We start from the raw sequence: 14,869 nt of genomic DNA on the forward strand, positions 1-14,869 counted from the left end.
GCAGCCAAGGCGCGGGCACGAGGATATCGCAACCCCAAGAATCTGATTACCATGGCCTACATCATTGCAGGCAAGCTCAGATTCAACTCGCTATACCCTCAACCCACTTGAAACGACGAGGAACCTTAATTTACTGTGGATGCTGCCACATGGGATTCTGGATGGTGGAATAGTCTGATCGCGGGCACTGTTCACTGCAGGCGCGCAACGCAAGTGCATTGGTGGCGAAGCAGTTCGCGAACACCAACTCCCGGATGTCGCCCCGCCAGCAATCGAGAGCCGGAAGTCCGTACTGGACGTAGCATCTACGCTGGCACTCCAGCACGCGATCGCTCTGGATGGTGGTGGTGACATTGCTGCAGCGCAGGTTCTCGGAGGTGTAGGTGCTGTGCGTGGTATTGACCGTGAATTGATTGATGCGTGCCTGGACGCGATTGTCATAGTCGTCTAGTGTTCGTGCATACGTCAGCAGATCTCTGGCCAAGATGTCGGCTTGAGCCGCAGTCAGGCTCATCATGCCGGCCCAGGTCACGTCCACAGTGCAGTATGGGACTCCATTGGCCAGATCCTGTCGGCATGTGGCCGCGGACGCCTGCAGGTTCTTTGCTTTTGCCCGGGCGATCTGGGCCTCGGTGCCGCAGACGATGGTCAATGCGCTCTTGTTGACCGATTTATCCGTCTCGTCGGTCTTGTCCGGGCTGACTTTGGCAGGATGATGCGTGGGGGGCTTGGGATCGGCCACGCAGCGTCCCGGATTCTGGGCGCAGTGGTACCCTGTTGGGCATTCTACGCATTCGGGCGGAGGGACTGGAGGGATGTCACCCCCACCTGCAATCAGGGGCCAGCACAGCAGTAGGGAATGGGTAAGGAAAACCGACAGTGTTCGTTTCATGGCTACCTCCGGTACTGTTGTCTATGCCAAGCCTCTGGCCTGGACTGGTCATCGGATGGTGGACAATTTCGTACAATTTGGGGGACAGCATGCAAAACTATTAACTGTTAAGGTGATGGGTGAATAGGAGTGATATACATCCCTGGCCCATTTAATTCAACGAAATCCAAACACAAAAGCCGACCCTTGAAGGATCGGCTTTTGTGATGTGCGCGTTTATGTAGCTGGCCTGGAAAAGAACCCTATCCAGTTATGCCCCGGCCTGGACCGCCGTAATGGCCGTCACATTGACGATATCCTCCACCGAGCAGCCGCGGGACAGGTCGTTGACCGGCTTGGCCAGACCCTGGATGATCGGGCCCACCGCCTCGGCGCCAGCCACCCGCTCCACCAGCTTGTAGGCGATGTTGCCGGCATCCAGGTCCGGGAAGATCAGCACATTGGCCTTGCCCGCCACCGGGCTGCCGGGGGCCTTCTTCTCGCCCACCTTGGGCAGCAGGGCTGCATCGGCCTGCAGCTCGCCATCAATCTGGATATCGGGCTTGATGCCCTTGGCGATCTCCACCGCCTTGGTGACCTTGTCCACATCGGCGTGGGAGGCGCTGCCCTTGGTGGAGAAGGAGAGCATTCCCACCCGGGCTTCCACATCCAGGAAGGCCTTGCAGTTGCCGGCGGTGGCCACGGCGATCTCGGCCAGGGCCTGGGCATCGGGGTTGGGGTTGACGGCACAGTCGGCGAACAGGATGATGCCGTTCTCGCCGAAGCTTTCGGTCTTGGTGACCATGAAGAAGTAGGAGGAGACGGTCTTGATGCCCGGTGCCGGTCCCACGGTCTGGAAGGCGGCCTTCAGCACGTTGCCGGTGGTGCCGGTGGCGCCGGCCACCTCGCCGCCTGCGTCGCCGTTCCGCACCATCATGCCGGCGTAGTACAGGTTGTCCTCGGCGGTCAAGAGCTTGCGGGCCTCGTCGGGGGTCATCCCCTTGGACTTGCGCAGCTCCACAAAGTCGGCCACGTACTGCTCCAGCTTGGGCGAGTCGGCCGGGTTGAGCAGTTCCACGCCAGCCAGGTTGATCCCCTTGGCTGCTGCCTCGGTCTGGATCTTGGCCGGATCCCCCAGGATCACCAGCTTGGCCAGGCCTTCTTTAACGATCTTCTCGGCGGCATACAGCATCCGCTCGTCGTAGCTCTCCGGCAGTACCACGGTCTGCAGGTTCTTTTTGGCCTTTTCCTTGATCTGATCCACAAGATGCATAATCCGCCCTCCTGGTATTGGTGCGACAAGCGCCGCTTCACGCGCTAAGTTCGTTGGCAGCGTCGATTGCTCCTCGACGTATTGGCATATACGTCTGCGTCGTAATCTCCTTGCCGCCTGCTTATCATCGCGAATCTGCGCTTGTCAGGTTTATAAATAAAACGAGTTTTTATAAATACTCGAACAAGGGGTCTCGGTCAATAAAAAAAGCCGCGTAAAACGCGGCTTTAGTAGGGTTTAACAGGATGTAAAACCTGATTAAAATTTGACGCCCAAGGCATCAGCCACGGTGTGGATATCCTTGTCACCCCGGCCTGACAGACAGACCACGATGGTCTGATCCTTGGGCAGGGTGGGGGCCAGCTTGAGGGTCTGGGCGATGGCGTGGGATGACTCCAGGGCCGGCATGATCCCTTCTTCGCGGGTCAGGCGCTGGAAGGCGTCCAAAGCCTCGTCGTCGGTGACGGAGACATACTCGGCCCGGCCGGTATCCTTCAACCAGGCGTGCTCCGGCCCGACGCCGGGATAATCCAGGCCGGCCGAGATGGAATGGGCGTTGGCCACCTGGCCGTCGGCGTCCTGCAGCAGGTAGCTGCGCTGTCCATGCAGGATACCCGGTGTGCCGGCGCAGAGCGGCGCGGCATGGGCCCCACTGGCGATGCCGTGGCCGGCCGCCTCGACACCGATCATCCGCACGCCGGTATCCTTCAGGAAGGGGTAGAATAGCCCCATGGCGTTGCTGCCGCCCCCCACGCAGGCCACCAGCACGTCCGGCAGCCGTCCTTCCAGTTTCTTGTGCTGTTTTTTAGCCTCCTGGCCGATCACGGCCTGAAAGTCGCGCACCATCATCGGGTAAGGGTGGGGCCCGGCCACGGTGCCGATCACATAGAAGGTGTTGGCGATGTTGGTGACCCAGTCGCGCAGCGCCTCGTTCATGGCATCTTTCAGGGTGGCAGTGCCGGCATTGACCGGCGTAACGGTGGCCCCCAGCAGTTTCATCCGAAAGACGTTCAACGCCTGGCGGCGGATATCCTCGGAGCCCATGAACACCTCGCACTGCATGCCGAACAGGGCAGCGATGGTGGCGGTGGCCACGCCATGCTGGCCGGCGCCGGTCTCGGCGATCACCCGCTGCTTGCCCATCCGTTTGGCCAAAAGCCCCTGGCCGATGGTGTTGTTGACCTTGTGGGCGCCGGTGTGGTTCAGGTCTTCCCGCTTGAGGTAGATCTTGGCCCCGCCCAGTTGTCTGGTCAGTTTTTCGGCCAAATAGAGCGGCGAGGGGCGGCCGACGTATTCACGCAGATAGTAGTCTAGCTCCTGCTTGAATTCGCGGTCGTTCTTGTAGTGGGCATAGGCATCTTCCAGCTCTTGTAAGGCCGGCATCAAGGTCTCGGGCACGTAGCGCCCGCCGTAGATGCCGAAATGGCCGCGTTTATCGGGTTGTTTCATGGTCAGGCTTCCTTTGCATTGCAGATGAACCGGCGCACCTTGTCCGCATCTTTTTTGCCCGGCGCACTTTCTACTCCGCTGGAGACATCCACCGCCCAGGGATGTACCCGACGGACCGCCTCGGCCACGTTGTCCGGGGTCAGGCCCCCGGCCAGGATGATCCGTTGGTGGCGTCTGACCGCCTCGGACGCGATCTCCCAATTGAAGCTGGTACCGGTGCCGCCGTAGAAGGAGGGGGAGAAGGTGTCCAGCAGGTAACCGGCCACCGGGTATTCGCTGATCGGCTCGAGACAGGTAAGGGAGCGCACCCGGAAGGCCTTCAATACACGGCGCCTGATCTGGCAGCAGTAGTCGGCCGGCTCATCGCCATGCAGCTGCACCAGGTCCAGCCGGCAGAGGTCGGCGATCTCGTTGATTGCAGTGGTCTCTTCATTTACAAAAAGCCCCACCACCTGCACGAAGGGTGGCAGCTGCTGGATGATGCGGGCTGCCTGTTCAGGAAAGATATGCCGCGGCGACTCCCTGAAGAAGACGAACCCCAGGGCGTCGGCCCCGGCGTCAACGGCAGTCAGGGCGTCTTCCAGGCTGGTTATGCCGCAGATCTTGACCCTGGTCATGGGGGCGCTGCTTACAGCTCCACCTTGGGCAGGTGCTTGAGCGACTCCTGCACCATCTCCAGCGGGTATTCGTAGTCATCAAGCTTGCCGGACAGGTAGTTGTCGTAGGCGGTCATATCCATAAAGCCGTGACCGGAAAGGTTGAACAGGATGGTCCGCTCCTTGCCCTCTTCCTTGGCCAGCAGTGCCTCGTCGATGGCGGCCCGCACCGCATGGGACGATTCGGGGGCCGGTACGATCCCTTCGTGCTTGGCAAACATGATCGCCCCTTCGAAGCAGGCGGTCTGCATCAGGGAACGGGCCTCGATCAGCCCGGCGGCGTACAGCTGGGAGACCAGCGGCGACTCGCCGTGGTAGCGCAGGCCACCGGCATGGATACCGGGCGGCATGAAGTCATGGCCCAGGGTATACATCTTGGCGATCGGCCCCAGCTTGGCGGTGTCACCGTAGTCGAAGTCGTAGACCCCTTTGGTCAGGGTAGGGCAGGAGGCCGGTTCCACTGCCAGGCAGCGCACCTGCTTGCCAGCCGCTTTGTCGGCCAGGAACGGGAAGGCAATCCCGGCGAAGTTGGAGCCGCCGCCGCAGCAGGCGATCACCACATCGGGGTAGTCATTGACCAGCTTGAACTGCTCGATCGCCTCCAGGCCGATCACACTCTGGTGCATACAGACGTGGTTCAATACGCTACCCAGGGCGTAGTTGGTGTCACTGTGGGTGGCGGCATCCTCCACCGCTTCAGAGATGGCCAGCCCCAGACTGCCATTGGAATCGGGATTCTCGGCCAGGGCGGCGCGTCCGGCATTGGTCTGGTCAGACGGCGAGGGATGCACCGTGGCGCCCCACAGCTGCATCATCGACTTGCGGTACGGCTTCTGAAAGTAGGAGACCTTGACCATGTAGATGGTGCATTCCAGGCCGAACATGCTGCAGGCCAGGGCCAGGGAACTGCCCCATTGGCCGGCGCCGGTCTCGGTGGCCAGGCGGCGGATACCGGCCTGTTTGTTGTAGTAGGCTTGGGGTATGGCAGAATTTGGCTTGTGAGAGCCGGCCGGTGAGACCCCTTCGTACTTGTAGTATATCTTGGCCGGGGTACCCAGAGCCTGTTCCAGGCGATGGGCACGGAACATCGGCGACGGCCGCCAGAGCTTGTATATCTCGCGTACCGGCTCGGGGATATCGATCCAGCGCTGGGTGGATACCTCCTGCTCCAGGATGGCGGGCGGGAAGATGGCCAACAGCTCCTCCGGGGTTACCGGCTGGAAGGTGCGGGGCGAGATGACCGGCTCCAGCGGGCCGGGCAGGTCGGGGATGATGTTATACCAACGGGTCGGTATCTTGTCTTCAGGCAGCAGTATTTTGGTTTTCATCAACGTGATGCCTCCTCATAAAAAAAGAAACGAGGATTTTTCCGTTCTGGTGCCAGCTGACGGTGCCAGGGCGGAAAAGACCGTTTCTATTCCAGATTATCTTCAATGCGGATCAACCGGCTCGGCTCGGCAATAAAATCAAAACGGTCGATCTCGGCCAGAGCAGCCCGGATGGCGCCTTCGCGGGCCTCGTGGGTCATGATCACGATTGGTACCGCCTGGCCGCCATTGTGGCGGGCGGTTTGCACCATCGATTCGATGCTGATGCCGTTTTTGCCCAGCACGCCGGCGATGCCGGCCAGCACGCCCGATTGGTCCAGCGCCGTAAACCTGAGCATGAAGCTGGTGACGATCTCGTCCATCGGCCTGAGTGGCAGGCTGGTGATGCTGTTGTCCAAAAAGCCCAGCGGCGCAGCGCGGCGGGTCTGGACGCCGGCCGTGATGCTGCGGCTGATCTCGATCAGGTCGCCGACGATGGCGCTGGCGGTGGGGTTCTGGCCGGCGCCGCGGCCGTAAAACATCACCGGTCCCACAAAATCGCCGGTCAGGCGGATGGCGTTGAAGACGCCGTTCACATCGGCTAGAGGGTTATGCTGGGGAATCATGGTGGGGTGTACCCGCACCTCCACTTGTCCGTCGTCGGTCCGCTTGCCGATGGCCAGCAGTTTGATCCGGTAGCCGAACTGTTCGGCAAAGCGGATATCGATGCCGGAGATACCGGTGATCCCTTCGGTGTAGATGGCGTTGAAATCGATGCGGGTGCCGAAACAGAGTGAGGCCAGTACCGCCAGCTTGTGGGCGGTGTCGGTGCCTTCGATGTCAAAGGTGGGGTCCGGTTCGGCGTAGCCCAGCTCCTTGGCGCTCTGCAGCACGTCGCTGAAGTCGGCCCCTTCCTGGGTCATGCGGGTCAGGATGTAGTTGCAGGTGCCGTTCATGATGCCGAACACGGCGTTAAAGCGGTTGCTCGCCAGGTTGCCTTTGATTGCCGACAGCACCGGGATGCCGCCACCCACGGCGGCCTCGTACTGCACCTCCACCCCCTTGGCGGCGGCTGCGGCGTAGATCTCGTCGCCATGCAGGGCCAACAGCGCCTTGTTGGCAGTGACCACATGCTTGCCGGCTGCGATCGCCTTGAGGACAAAGGTCTTGGCCGGTTCATAGCCGCCGATCAGCTCGATCACGATGCTGATCTCGGGATCGTTGAAGATCTGGTTGACGTCGTTGGTCAGGATGTCCGGATCTACCGTTACACCGCGATCACTGGTGATATCCAGGTCGGCAATCCGCTTCAGCACGATGCCGGTGCCTGTCTTCTGGCGGATGACCGCCGCATTGTCCTTGAGCAGGCGCACTACGCCGGCGCCGATGTTGCCGAATCCGATCAGACCAACCTTGATTTCACTCATTGCAGCTATTCGCTCCGCTCTTCCTGTTTGTCGCAGGGCACCATCTCATCCAGGATGCCGTTCACAAAGGCGGGCGACTCCTTGTCACCGTATTTTTTGGCGATCTCGATCGCCTCGTTGATGCTGACCTTCTTGGGTATGTCGCTGCGGAACAGCAGCTCAAAGGTAGCCAGCCGCATGATGTTCAGATCGACCCGCGGCATGCGCGACAGGGACCAGTTTTTGGAACGGGCCTTGATCGCCTCGTCGATCTCAGTCTGGTGCTGCTGTACGCCCAGCACCAGCCCTTCGGCGAATTCACGCACCCGTTGCACCGCCTCGACGCCATCGCGGAAACCACGCAGGGTCTCGCGCAGCTCACTCTTCTGGGAGTCCTGGGCATATAACATCTGCAGGGCCAGTTCGCGCCCTTCCCGTCGCAGGCCCATTATTTGAGCGCCTTCAACAGGTTGGCAGTTTCGATGGCGGTGACGGCAGCCTCAAAGCCCTTGTTGCCGGCCTTGGTGCCGGCCCGTTCCACAGCCTGCTCGATGGTGTCGGTGGTCAGTACGCCAAAGGCGATCGGCACACCGCTTTCCAGCGAGACCGATGCCACGCCCTTGGAGACCTCGGATGCCACATAGTCGAAATGGGGGGTGGAGCCACGGATCACAGCACCCAGGCAGATCACGGCGTCGAACTTTTTGGTGGCCGCCATGGTCTGGGCCGCCAGCGGGATCTCAAAGGCGCCCGGCACACGGGCCACCGTAATATCGGCATCGCTGCCGCCGTGGCGCACCAGGGCGTCGATGGCCCCTTCCAGCAGGCGCTCGCAGATGAAGCTGTTGAAGCGGCTGACGACGATGCCGCACTTGAGGCCCTTGGCGTCGAGATTACCCTCGATAACGGTTGGCATAGATTTCCTCCCAGACAGACTGAAAAAAGCCTGTGATTCATTCAAAGTGTATTTGTATAGCATAGCTGCAACGCGGTTTGAACTGTTTTTAGCGCAGCTTGTGTGGCCAAGGGCGGCACTTGGTCTGCCGGCGTATCAGAAGGCGCGTAGCAGCATGGCCCACAGCGGCAGGGTGGCAAAGGAGAGCGGGATACCGATCCCCAGCATCATGGTGACCAGCTGCGGGTCCAGATCGTGGTCCATGGCGATGATACCGGCGGTGATCATCGGCGCCATGGCGGCCTCGAAGATGGTGACCTGGATCGCCGTACCGCGCAGCCCAAGCAGGCCCAGATAGACAGCGGCAATCAGCAACGGACCCAGCAGCATTTTATAGCCCAGACCCAGTGCCAGGCGGGCCCGCAACCCGGTGAGACTGGTAAAACGCAGCTGAAAGCCCACCGAGGCCAGGGCCAGGGGGGTGATGGTGTCGGACAGCTTGCGCAGTACCGCCACGGTCCAGTCCGGAAAGGGTACCGGCCGCAGGATGATGGCCAGGATCAGGGCCTGGAACGGTGGGAAGAAGATGATCTTTTGCGCCATCTGCCGGGGTGAGGCGCTGCCCGAGGAGTAGACGGTGGCCGCCAGGATGCCCAGTGTGGCCAGGGTCATGAAGGTGCCTAACTGGTCGGCCAGGATGCCGACCCCCAGCCATTCACGACCGTAGTAGGCCTCGATCATCGGCAGGCCGACGAAGGAGGTGTTGCCTAGTCCCCCCACCAGCACCAGGGCGCCGATGGTCCGTTGTGGCAGGGAGAACAGTTTGCCGGCAAGGTGGAAGAACAGCCAGGCTCCACCGAACAGCAGCCAGGCCATCAGCGGTGCCACCACCATTGAGGCATCCAGCTGCAGACTATGAATATGCAGGATGGCGGCAGCCGGCAGCGAGATATGGATTACGAAACCGTTCAGGCTGGCCGGAGTATTGTCCGGAAAGCGGCCGGTCCAACGCAGAATCAGGCCTGCCACCAGACAGACGATCAGCAGAATGATGTTGGCCATGGCCCCTCCTGTGGGCTTGGATCAAATAAACCTGACAAATACCTGATTTGACAACAGCATGCCGCGCTGCGTCAGGGCGATCCGTTCGCCACGTTCTTCCAGCAGGCCGGTCTTCAGCAGCTCAGCGATGGTTTTTTCGTGGGGCTGCCATGCCTGGGCGCCGTATAGCTCGCGGCAGACCTGCGGTGAGATGCCGTCGGCCATCCTCAGCCCGAGAAAGAGTTGCTCGGCAAGGGCCTGCTGCCTGGAAAGCTGCTCCGGATCGTGGTGTGCCAGCTGGTCGGCGGTGATTCGGGCTGCCCATTGCTGATAGTCACTGGGATTACTGCAGCGCAGTCCCCATCCTTGGAGCAGCAGTGAATGGGCCGAAGGCCCCAGACCCAGGTAGCCGTCCCGCAGCCAGTAACCGCTGTTGTGGTCTGAGCGGTGGCCTGGACGGGCGAAGTTGGCGATCTCGTAATGTTCATGCCCGGCCGTTGTCAGCAGCTGATCGGCCAGTTCCAACATGGCGGCAGTCTGGTCGTCGTCGGGTAGTTCCGGGCTGTCGTCGCTATAGCGCCGGCTGAAGGGTGTCCCCTCTTCGATGGACAGGCTGTAGATCGAGAGATGCTCGGGGGCCAGTTCGATCACCTGCTGCAACTGATGCTGCCAGCCTTCTGCACTCTGGTATGGCAGGCCACAGATCAGGTCCAGACTGATGTTGCGGAAACCGGCTGCACGTGCTTCGGCATAGGCTGTCCGTGCCTGTGCTGCGTTGTGGGGCCGCTCCAAGAGCTGCAAGGTGCGGTCATTCAGGCTCTGTATACCCAGCGAGAGGCGGTTGATTCCGGCCTGATGAAAACCGGCCAGGGACTCTGCCGTGGCGGTGCCGGGGTTTGCCTCCAGCGTTACCTCACACGTCGGTTGATGGCTCCAGAGTTGTTTTGAGCGCTCAAGCAGTCGTTGAACCTGGTGCGGCGTCAACAGTGACGGCGTGCCGCCCCCCAGATAGACTGAGGTCAGCGGTCCGCCAGCGTAGTGTTTGGCGGCCAGTTCCATCTCCCGCAGCAGCAGCAGGATGGTCTCCTCGCGCTGTTCCGCAGTGCCGGGTGCTGAAAAAAAGGCGCAGTAGCCGCACTTGCTCAGGCACCACGGGATATGCAGGTAGAGTCGGGTAAAAGCTGTCAGGGCGGTCTCCCTGGACGACGCCTGGTTCGCGTCGATCTCTGCTGAACTGCTCCGGACTAGCGAATCGGCCAACCGTTTTCAAAGCCGGGTGGGAAGAAGTTTTCCTTGGTGCGGTTGTAGTAGCCGAACTGCAGTCGCGGGAATTCCTGCTTGAGCCGCTGCAGCAGGCGATAGATACCGATACCGCGCCGAGTGATACCGATGGCCCGGTTGTAGTAATCCGGGTCGATGGACAGGTTGCGCAGCTGGATCATATCGACCCCGGTCTCGGCCACAAAGCGCAGCAGGGCCTCAACCTCTTCGGGGGCATCGCTGGCGCCGGGTGAGATCAGGTAGTTGATCATGGTGAAGCGGCCCGCCTGCTTGGCGATCTGCAGCGATTGCAGCACACTGCTGAAGCGGTAGCCCTTGGGCCGGTAGTAGGCGTTGTAGCGTTCTTCCAACACTGAATTGAGCGAGAAGCGGAAGGAGTCCATGCCGGCGTCGCACAGCTCCTGCACACGATCCGGCAGTGAGCCGTTGGAGTTAAAGTTGATCGTGCCCCGGCTGGTTGCACGTTTAAGCCGACGGGTCGCCTCGGCGATGGTGGGGGCCTGCAGGATCGGGTCCCCCTCACAGCCCTGACCAAAGGAGACGATCGGCTCCGGGGCCTGCTCCAGGTGGGGCAGGGCCACCTCCACCAACTCTTCCGGGGTGGGCACAAAGCTGATCCGGTCGTGATTGGAGGGGCAGCACTCCGAAGCCTGCAAGGAGATGCAGCCCAGGCAGGCCGAGTTGCAGGCCGGCGAGGTGGGCAGCGGCGCCTCCCAACGGCGGAAGAAGAGGTTTTTGGCGGCAAAGCAGTGGTAGTCGATGGCACAGCGGGCCAGCTGCTCCAGCAGCCGGTTGTTGGGCAGTTCCGCCAAACGCTGCCGGACCAGCGGGTCCAGCAGCCGGTCATCGTAGTTGTCAGGATTCCAGTTCTGGTTGGTGTCCACCTGGCTGGCGGCCACCACAAAGCAGTCGCGCTCCTCATCCCAGCCCACGGCGGTGTAGGACCAGAGTGGCAGATGGACGCTTTTTTGGCGGTAGTCGCAGGCCGGCAGCAGGGTGCGGGCATAGCCCGGTGCCATGAAGGCCGACACCGCCTGGGGTCTACCCCGCAGGCCGGGAGCCTTGTCAACGGTGCTGAAGCGCTTGGTGCGCTGGTCCCAGGCGATGGGCGGGGTGTCGGGAATGGTGAACAGACGGCTGCCTTCCGGCAGCGGTATCAGTTCAACCGTTTCGGGCAGCACCGCTTCTGGCCCGCTCATACCGGCCATGGTCAGGTGCGGGTGGTCGTAGATCTGGCCTTGAGCATCGGCGTAGACCAGGCGCGGCAGATTCTTCTTCACCGGGTGGTCTCCTAACGTCCGAGGGATCTGGTTCTGGAACCGCCGCTGTTGAACAGGCCGGCCAGGTTGAAGTTGATGGTAAAAGAGCGATTGCCGAGCCGTTCCTGGTAGCTGGCAAAGACGCTCCAGCACTGGTGTCGGTACTCGATATCCAACTCCTGCTCCAGAAAGTCCTTGCGGTCAAAGGAGTAACGCTGGATGTAGCTCAGGTAGACCGGCCGCAGCAGGGTGGTGGTGACTCGTCCCTCCAGGTACTCTACCTGTTGGTCGGCCCAGCGGTAGCTGGCGCCGATGCTGTTGCCACGGCCGTCGTTGTAGTCCCCGCCCAGGGCGGTGCTGGTGAAGCGTTGGTCGTAATGGTTGTAACCGGCATCGGCCAGCAGGCGGAAGCTGCGGTGTAGCCAGGTTTCGCTCTCAAGGGTCAGGTTTGACCAGGGGCGCTGGTCGTCGACTGCCAGGGTCAGCAGGTCAGGGCGGTCACCGCTGAAGCTGTAGCCTTGCTTCAACCGCAGGGTTTGCAGGTGCCGGTAGTGGGCGCCGCCGTTGTCGTCCTCCAGCTTGCCGCCCAGGTGGCTGGCCAGCGAGAGGTAGACCAGATTCTGGTGCAGGAAACGGTCGTTCTGGTCGAACAGCGGATACTGCTGCTGGTCGCGATCGACCACGTAGCGGTAGGCCACGGACGGCGCCAGCTCGTGGCGCATGCGTTTGAAACCCAGCAGGTCGCCGTCAAAGGTGCTAGTGAAGGAACTGGCCAGTTCGGCGTTCAGTTCCGGCACGGCCACCAGGGCCTGATCCTCGGTTGCTGCCGGCGCCTCTTCGACGTTGTAGGCTCGCAGCTGTGCGCCGGCACTCAGCCGTGCGTTGAGGCGTCCGCCAAACAATGCCTGGTTGCTGATCAGCTGGGGCGTCAGCACGGCACGCTGACCCTGCATCCCGTTTTTGCGGTAGTAGTTGGTGGCGATCAGGTCAAGATCGAGCTGCAGCGGCAGGTAGGGCAGCGGTTGACGCACCCCGTAGACCAACAGTTCAGGCAGTCGTTGCAGGGTAGTGGCGTTGCTGCCGCTGGCAAAGTCCTGGGTATAGATCGCCTGGGCGGCAGTCAGCCAGTGATCCCAGGACTTGGTGGCCACCACGCGTGAATCGTAGTACTGGCGGTTGTAGTCGCCGTTTTTGTCGGCGTAGTCTCGCAGGTAGGTCTCATCACTGGTCAGGTTGATGCTGGTGATCAGAGACAGGTTGTCCGGCAGCTGTTCGCGGTGATACTGAACCAGCTGTCCGCGGACCTTGTCTTCGTTGTTATCGTAGATGATGTAGCCGCCGGCAGAACCGGTACTGGTACGGGAGCGCAGGTAGCGATAGTCGGTGCCCAGACCGACCCCCCGTTTGGTCTGGATGTCCAGGTTGAAGGTGGCTTTCTGGGAGGGGGAGATGGCCCAGTAGAAGGGGATTTCAATGAAGGTGCCCCGCTTGGTGGAGCTACCGAAGCTGGGGAACAGGAAGCCTGACTGGCGCTCACGCTTGACCGGCAGGATCAGGTAGGGAAAGTAGAAGACCGGCACGTTCTTGACATAAAAGACCACATTGCTGCCGGTGGCATATTCCTCGACCGTGACATCGAAGTCGGTGGCGCCGAACTTCCAGCTGGGCACCTCGGCGTCGCAGGTGGTGAACTCTCCCTGATGCAGTGCGTACTGATCGTCACCCAGCCGGGCAATCTGCGCGCCGTCTGCGCGAAAGTTGCCCTGGCTCATGAAGATGTGACCGTTTTCCATCTCAGAGCGACCGGTTTCGGTGTCCATGATCAGGCGGTCGCCGGACAGGGTATCGCCGGCCTTGACCATGATTACGTTGCCGGTAGCAACCAGCATCCTGTTCTGGCGGTCAAGGGTGGCCTGGTCAGCGGTCATGGTCATCCCCTGCCAGGTCATCTCAACCTTGCCGCTGGCGGTCAACAGATCGCTGGCAACGTCGTGGTCCATCCGGTCAGCCTTGATCACCATGCCTTCGGCACCCGACATCTCGGCAGCCGACAGCAACGCCGGTGACAGCAGCAGCACCATCAGTATCTGGGATATGATCTGTTTCATCGTGGATAGCGACTCGTTTCTTGGAGTAGGCAGGCGTTAGCCCCGTACCGCGCAGCAGGTCTGGCTGGTCAGGGCTGCCCGGGCTTCGCCCACAGTGAACAGTGAACCGGCCACGACGATCAGGTTGCCGGGCCGGGCCAGGCCTTGCGCCTTAGCGATCCCCGCTTCGACTGAACCGGCAGGTTGTGCACTGCGCCCATAATGCGCACACTGTGCAGCCAACTGGTCTGCCCCCAACGCCCGCTCCTGATCAGGCGCCACGGTGATGATCTCGTCGGCCAGGGGCAGCAGGGGGGGCAACAGCCCTGTCAACTCCTTGTCGGCCATCACCCCCAGCACCAGGATAATCCTGCGGCCAGCTTGGTCATGCTGCAGGCTCTCTGCAAGGGCGGCCGCGCCAGCCGGGTTGTGGGCGCCGTCCAGCAGCAGTTCGACATTGTCCGCCAGCGAAAACCGTTCCAGCCTGCCGGGCCAGTGTGCAGCCGCAAGCCCATTCATCAAGGCTGACCTGGAAACAGCGCAGCCCATGGCTGTCAGCTGTTCAGCAGTGGCCAGGGCGCAGGCGGCGTTCCAGAGCTGATAGCGGCCCGGAATGCCGGGTATAAGGCCGTTGATATCGGTGTGCTGGCTGCGGTAGTTCAGGGCGTTGTCAACACCCCAGCGTGCGCTGAAATCCCGTTCGGCCAGCAGCAGGCGGTTGTTGGTACTGCGGCAGCGTCGAATAATAGCATCCAGCGCCTCAGGCTGCTGGGGGGCGCAGATGAGCGGGGAATCGGCCTCAGCAATGGCGGCTTTTTCAGCAGCTATGGCGGCCAGGCTGGTACCCAGCCACTGTTGGTGATCCAGGGCGATTGGCGTGATCAGGGTCGCCAGGGCGGGTACGGCGGCTGTTGCATCGGCCTGTCCCCCCATGCCGGCCTCGAACACCACCAGTTGGGCACCGCATTCGGCAAACCAGCAACAGGCCAGGGCGGTGGTCAGCTCAAAAAAGGTGTCCTCCGGTCCGGCAACCTGCAGCAGGTCAGTTATAAGCTGATCGAGGCGCTGCTGCGGTATTTCCTGGCCGTCAAGCCGGAACCGTTCTGTGTACCTGATCAGGTGGGGTGACGTAAACAGGCCGCTACGATGGCCTGCTGCAGTCAAGATGGAGGCCAGAAAGCAGGCGCTGGACCCCTTGCCGTTGGTGCCGACCACATGGATCGACTGGAAACGTCGTTCCGGGTTTCCCAATCGTGTCAGCAGGGCCTTGATCCGCTCCGTTCCCGGCTGGATCGCAAAGCGCCGACGGCCGAACAGTTCGGCCAGGGCGGTGGAGACCGCCAT

13 protein-coding genes are annotated in these 14,869 nt (G+C 61.5%); all 13 read right to left on the reverse strand.

Annotation, left to right across the window (positions count from 1 at the left end):
• Nucleotides 1-130 precede the first annotated feature (130 nt).
• Entirely contained in the window at nt 131-742 is a 612-nt protein-coding gene (locus tag RBQ93_RS03975) for a hypothetical protein (protein WP_320370728.1), read from the reverse strand.
• A gap of 400 nt (nt 743-1,142) precedes the next feature.
• Complete coding sequence (gene pta / locus RBQ93_RS03980; RefSeq protein WP_320370729.1) at nt 1,143-2,144, reverse strand: phosphate acetyltransferase; 1,002 nt, start codon at nt 2,142-2,144, stop codon at nt 1,143-1,145.
• Nucleotides 2,145-2,402: 258 nt separating this feature from the next.
• A complete protein-coding gene (gene trpB / locus RBQ93_RS03985) occupies nt 2,403-3,593 on the reverse strand; it encodes a tryptophan synthase subunit beta (protein WP_320370730.1) in 1,191 nt (396 codons plus the stop codon).
• 2 nt (nt 3,594-3,595) lie between these two features.
• Nucleotides 3,596-4,210 (reverse strand): phosphoribosylanthranilate isomerase, encoded by a 615-nt coding sequence (locus RBQ93_RS03990; RefSeq protein WP_320370731.1) that lies wholly within the window; start codon nt 4,208-4,210, stop codon nt 3,596-3,598.
• Nucleotides 4,211-4,221: 11 nt separating this feature from the next.
• Complete coding sequence (locus RBQ93_RS03995; RefSeq protein ID WP_320370732.1) at nt 4,222-5,577, reverse strand: TrpB-like pyridoxal phosphate-dependent enzyme; 1,356 nt, start codon at nt 5,575-5,577, stop codon at nt 4,222-4,224.
• Between the two features lie 86 nt (nt 5,578-5,663).
• A complete protein-coding gene (locus RBQ93_RS04000; protein ID WP_320370733.1) occupies nt 5,664-6,983 on the reverse strand; it encodes a homoserine dehydrogenase in 1,320 nt (439 codons plus the stop codon).
• A gap of 5 nt (nt 6,984-6,988) precedes the next feature.
• Nucleotides 6,989-7,411 (reverse strand): transcription antitermination factor NusB, encoded by a 423-nt coding sequence (nusB, locus tag RBQ93_RS04005; RefSeq protein WP_320370734.1) that lies wholly within the window; start codon nt 7,409-7,411, stop codon nt 6,989-6,991.
• A complete protein-coding gene (ribE, locus tag RBQ93_RS04010) occupies nt 7,411-7,878 on the reverse strand; it encodes a 6,7-dimethyl-8-ribityllumazine synthase (RefSeq protein WP_320370735.1) in 468 nt (155 codons plus the stop codon). Before ribE ends, nusB begins: the two co-directional genes overlap by 1 nt.
• Before the next feature lie 135 nt (nt 7,879-8,013).
• Nucleotides 8,014-8,919: an AEC family transporter gene (locus tag RBQ93_RS04015; protein ID WP_320370736.1), complete on the reverse strand. Its 906-nt coding sequence runs from the start codon at nt 8,917-8,919 to the stop codon at nt 8,014-8,016.
• Nucleotides 8,920-8,940: 21 nt separating this feature from the next.
• Nucleotides 8,941-10,158, reverse strand: a complete 1,218-nt coding sequence (gene hemW / locus RBQ93_RS04020; RefSeq protein ID WP_320370737.1) for a radical SAM family heme chaperone HemW — start codon at nt 10,156-10,158, stop codon at nt 8,941-8,943.
• Complete coding sequence (locus tag RBQ93_RS04025) at nt 10,143-11,459, reverse strand: radical SAM protein (RefSeq protein ID WP_320370738.1); 1,317 nt, start codon at nt 11,457-11,459, stop codon at nt 10,143-10,145. The genes hemW and RBQ93_RS04025 overlap by 16 nt, the downstream gene beginning before the upstream one ends.
• An 11-nt stretch (nt 11,460-11,470) precedes the next feature.
• Nucleotides 11,471-13,546, reverse strand: a complete 2,076-nt coding sequence (locus RBQ93_RS04030) for an LPS-assembly protein LptD (RefSeq protein WP_320370739.1) — start codon at nt 13,544-13,546, stop codon at nt 11,471-11,473.
• Nucleotides 13,547-13,582: 36 nt separating this feature from the next.
• Entirely contained in the window at nt 13,583-14,869 is a 1,287-nt protein-coding gene (locus tag RBQ93_RS04035; protein WP_320370740.1) for a folylpolyglutamate synthase/dihydrofolate synthase family protein, read from the reverse strand.

The organism is Trichlorobacter sp. (assembly GCF_034008105.1).
Classification (GTDB): domain Bacteria; phylum Desulfobacterota; class Desulfuromonadia; order Geobacterales; family Pseudopelobacteraceae; genus Trichlorobacter.

Excerpts from the sequence above, each read along its gene's own strand:
- RBQ93_RS03995 (WP_320370732.1), bottom strand. The coding sequence starts at position 5,577 with ATGAAAACCAAAATACTGCTGCCTGAAGACAAGATACCGACCCGTTGG.
- pta (WP_320370729.1), bottom strand. The coding sequence starts at position 2,144 with ATGCATCTTGTGGATCAGATCAAGGAAAAGGCCAAAAAGAACCTGCAG.
- RBQ93_RS04015 (WP_320370736.1), bottom strand. The coding sequence starts at position 8,919 with ATGGCCAACATCATTCTGCTGATCGTCTGTCTGGTGGCAGGCCTGATT.
- RBQ93_RS04000 (WP_320370733.1), bottom strand. The coding sequence starts at position 6,983 with ATGAGTGAAATCAAGGTTGGTCTGATCGGATTCGGCAACATCGGCGCC.
- RBQ93_RS03990 (WP_320370731.1), bottom strand. The coding sequence starts at position 4,210 with ATGACCAGGGTCAAGATCTGCGGCATAACCAGCCTGGAAGACGCCCTG.
- ribE (WP_320370735.1), bottom strand. The coding sequence starts at position 7,878 with ATGCCAACCGTTATCGAGGGTAATCTCGACGCCAAGGGCCTCAAGTGC.
- nusB (WP_320370734.1), bottom strand. The coding sequence starts at position 7,411 with ATGGGCCTGCGACGGGAAGGGCGCGAACTGGCCCTGCAGATGTTATAT.
- RBQ93_RS04030 (WP_320370739.1), bottom strand. The coding sequence starts at position 13,546 with ATGAAACAGATCATATCCCAGATACTGATGGTGCTGCTGCTGTCACCG.
- trpB (WP_320370730.1), bottom strand. The coding sequence starts at position 3,593 with ATGAAACAACCCGATAAACGCGGCCATTTCGGCATCTACGGCGGGCGC.
- RBQ93_RS04035 (WP_320370740.1), bottom strand. The coding sequence starts at position 14,869 with ATGGCGGTCTCCACCGCCCTGGCCGAACTGTTCGGCCGTCGGCGCTTT.